This is a genomic window from Micromonospora sp. RTP1Z1, from assembly GCF_033804685.1.
In the GTDB taxonomy this organism is placed as follows: domain Bacteria; phylum Actinomycetota; class Actinomycetes; order Mycobacteriales; family Micromonosporaceae; genus Micromonospora.
In genome coordinates this window covers 1-3383 of record NZ_JAPFQV010000120.1, presented here as the reverse complement: position 1 = coordinate 3383, position 3383 = coordinate 1, and the positions used below count along the sequence as shown (strand labels likewise).

Annotated in this window: 3 protein-coding genes; all 3 read right to left on the bottom strand. The window is 74.9% G+C overall.

The annotated features are described in order from the left end of the window. The coding region (locus tag SLP03_RS31255; RefSeq protein ID WP_319464236.1) for an FtsX-like permease family protein at positions 1-2310 on the bottom strand (2310 nt) is incomplete at its 3' end. 68 nt (positions 2311-2378) lie between these two features. Further along, entirely contained in the window at positions 2379-3125 is a 747-nt protein-coding gene (locus SLP03_RS31250; RefSeq protein WP_319464235.1) for an ABC transporter ATP-binding protein, read from the bottom strand. Positions 3126-3127: 2 nt separating this feature from the next. Beyond that, positions 3128-3383, bottom strand: a 256-nt coding sequence (locus SLP03_RS31245) for a hypothetical protein (RefSeq protein WP_319464234.1), incomplete at its 5' end; no start/stop codon positions are given.

Here is a 3383-nt window from a genome sequence, read left to right as displayed (position 1 = left end):
GTTGGTGACGGCCAACCGGAGCACGGTGCGGGGCCGCCCCGCCCGGCGGGCCGCCGCGACGGGCGGTCGCTGGGCGGCGGCCGGATGCGCGCGACTGGTGCGCAGCTCCGGCGCCAGACCCGCGACCAGCGCCAGCAGCAGCGCCACCGGGACGGCGAGCACCGCCCGGTGCCAACCGACGTCGATCCCGAGAGCGGCGGAGATCGGTGTCGCGAGGGCCAGGGACAGCAGGCCAGCGGCGAGGCCGAGCGTGGCCACCTCGCCGAGGACGAGCAGGCTGATCCGCCGCGCTGGCCAGCCGAGGCAGGCGAGCACGGCCAGCTCCGACCTGCGGTCCCGGACCGCCGCGGCGACCGCGTTGCCCAGGAAGAGCGCGCACACGACCAGGACGAGCAGGAAGAGCAGCACGCTCTTGCGGTCGACGGCCTGCACGATGACGGACGCGACACCGAGGGCGGACCAGTTCTCGGTCAGGCGGAGCGCGGGGCGGCCGAACGAGCCGGCAGGCAGCTCGACGGTCTGCGGGGCGGGGGAGGAGCCGAGGGTGATGTCCACGTCGAGGCCGGTGGCCTCGGCGATCCGCTCGGCCACCAGGCGGACCCGTTCCGCGGAACGCTCGCTGTAGCCGTCGACGTCGGCGACCCGTACCCGGATGGCGCTGATCGGCGCGGCGCGCTGTGGGCCGACCGCGTCCTCCAGAAGCTTCGGCAGGGCGGCGAGGTTCGTCAGCAGGAACGGTGGGGTGCTCAGGTAGCCGCCGGGGTTGCCGCTGGGCAGCAGCGGCCGACCGCCGAGCGCCGCCCGGCTGCCCGCGTCCGCCCCCTGCGCCGTGGGCGGCTCGTACGTCTCCAGCGGCACCCGGGACAGGTCGGCGAACCTGGTCAGCCGCTCCGGGTCGAAGATGCCGACCGGGCGCCACCCGGGGTAGCGCGTCGCCGGGGTGTCGCGGATCTCCAGCTGGCGGAGCGGCCGGAACGAGACGTCCGCGCTGAGCCAGGGCACCGGTGTCCCGCTCTCGTTGCCCAACGCGTACGCCCCGGGGTTCGGGTCGACCGTCCGGGCTCGCAGCACGCCGTCCGGGAGCGGATCGTAGCCGGGCTGGCCCGCCTGCACGAGAGGCCACAGGGCGCCGTAGCAGCAGTCGTCGCCGCCCTGGACCTCCGCCGATATCTGTGCGCGGTGCGCGGTCTCGACGTCCAGCCGGCCGGAACCGGCGGCGGTCCGGTCGGCCGTCGCCAGCGCGCGGGCGACCGCCGCGGCGGAGAGGCCGGCCACCCGCTCGGGGCGGAGCCGGGAGTAGGAGACGGAGACGCTGCCGTCCACGTACGGCCGGTTGGTCACCAGCGCCGGGTACTGCGTGTTCTGTATTCCGGGCAGGTCCACCGGCAGGTCGTCGGTGCGCAGCGTCCGGCCCGCCACGACCGCGCCGGAGAGCCCGACCAGGCGTTCTTCCGTCGGCGGGTCGACGGCCGCGAGCAGGAACGGCACGTACCAGGAGATGGGGACCACCAGGCGGTCGACGGTTTTCGTGCGCCGCTCGGAGCCCTGCTCGCCGCGCACGACCTCCATTTCTTCGAACCGCCCGTCGGGGAGCAGCCGGACGGTCAGGAACCCGCTCTCCTCCAGGTCGGAGCGGGTGGTGCCGACGCCGCCGCCGACCTCGGGTGGCCCGCAGATCGGTTCGGCTCGACCGTCCGGGAGGATCTCCAGAGGAACCCCGACGTTCCCCTCGCACTGCCCCGCCGGGTAGGACCTGCCGTTGCTGTGCCGGACGGGCGCCGAGTCGGGTTCCGGGCCGAAGTCCGGGTAGGCCACCTCGTTCCGGGTCAGGTAGACGTAGTGCGGGCGGGCCGTCGCGCGGGACAGCCCCCGCTCCGCGGTGAAGGTCGGATCGACGCGGATGACCTGGCGTTCTGCGTCGCGGTCGACCGCGGCGGTCACGTCCACCTCCACCGGCACCGTCCGGGTGGAGTAACCAAGCATGGCGATCGGCGCCGCGACCCGTACGCCGGCGATGGCGGCGACCTGTCGGTACTGGGACATGGTGATGCCGCCGAACAGCCCGGAGAGGTAGTTGGGCTGCACCAGCCCGCGCGCGGCCTCCTGCGCGGTCCGGCTGTCCTTCGGCCGGACCAGGACGTCGTACGCGGCCGCGCTGTCGCGCTCCACCGCCCCGATCACCTCGAGGCGGGACGCGGTCGTGGTGCCGGTGAGCACGATGAAGCCGGTGGTCGCGACGAGCGCGCCGACCAGCAGGGCCACCGACCGTCCGGCCCGGCCGCGTAGCTGGCGCCAGATGAAACCGACCATGTCGCACCGCCTCTCCGTCAGATGCCGCCCGTCAGGGCGGATGCCGCCACCCGCGCCGCCACGGCCCGCTACAACCGCAGGCGGGAGGCCCGGTCGAAGGTCTCGGCCGGATCCTCGCCGTCGGTGAGATCCAGGTCCTCCACGACCCGGCCGTCGCCGAGCCGGACCAACCGGTCGCAACGGGCGGCGATGGCCCGTTCGTGGGTGGCCAGCAGGATCGTCATGCCGTGCCGGTCGCGCAGTTCGAGCAGCAGGTCGAGGATCTGCCCGCCGGTGGTCGAGTCGAGGTTGCCGGTCGGCTCGTCGGCGAGCAGCAGCCGCGGTTCGCCCATCAGCGCCCGGGCGATCGCCACCCGCTGCTGCTGACCACCGGAGAGCTGCGCGGGCAGGGCCCGTTCCCGGCCGGCCAGGCCGACCGCGTCGAGCAGCTTGCGGGCCCGCGTCGCGTGGTCGGCCCGCCCGCGGCGGGGGAGTACCGGCGCGATCACGTTGTCCAGCACGGTGAGCGCCGGCAGCAGGTGGTAGCGCTGGAAGACGAAGCCGACCCGCTGCCGGTACCGGGCCAGGGCCGCCCGGCGCAGCGCGGTCACCTCCACCTCGTCCACCGTGATCGTGCCCCGATCGGCCTGCTCGATCGCGCCGATCAGGTGCAGCAGCGTCGACTTTCCCGAGCCGCTCGGCCCGGTCAGCGCCACCACCGAACCGGCGGTGATCTCCAGCGTCACGTCGTCGACGGCGGTGAGCCGTTCCGCCCCGGTGCGGAACTGCCGGTACAGGCCGGTCGTCCGGACCGTGCTGCCCGTGGTCGCGTCCATGGTCACTCCTCGGCGAGTAGTCGTGCGGTGGGCAGGCGGTGCAGCAGGGCGGCCGGGACGAGCGCGGCCAGGCAGGCGACCAGGGCCCCGGCGAGCGCCACCAGGGCGGCGACGACGACCAGCGACGGGGGCAGCTCGCCCACCAGCCAGGCCCCCCCGCCGAGGCCGAGCCCCGCCCCGCCGAGCGTGCCGAGCGTGCCGAGCAGAGCAGCAGCCCCTCGTACCCGACGAGGCGGCCCAGCGCGGCGTCGCTCCAGC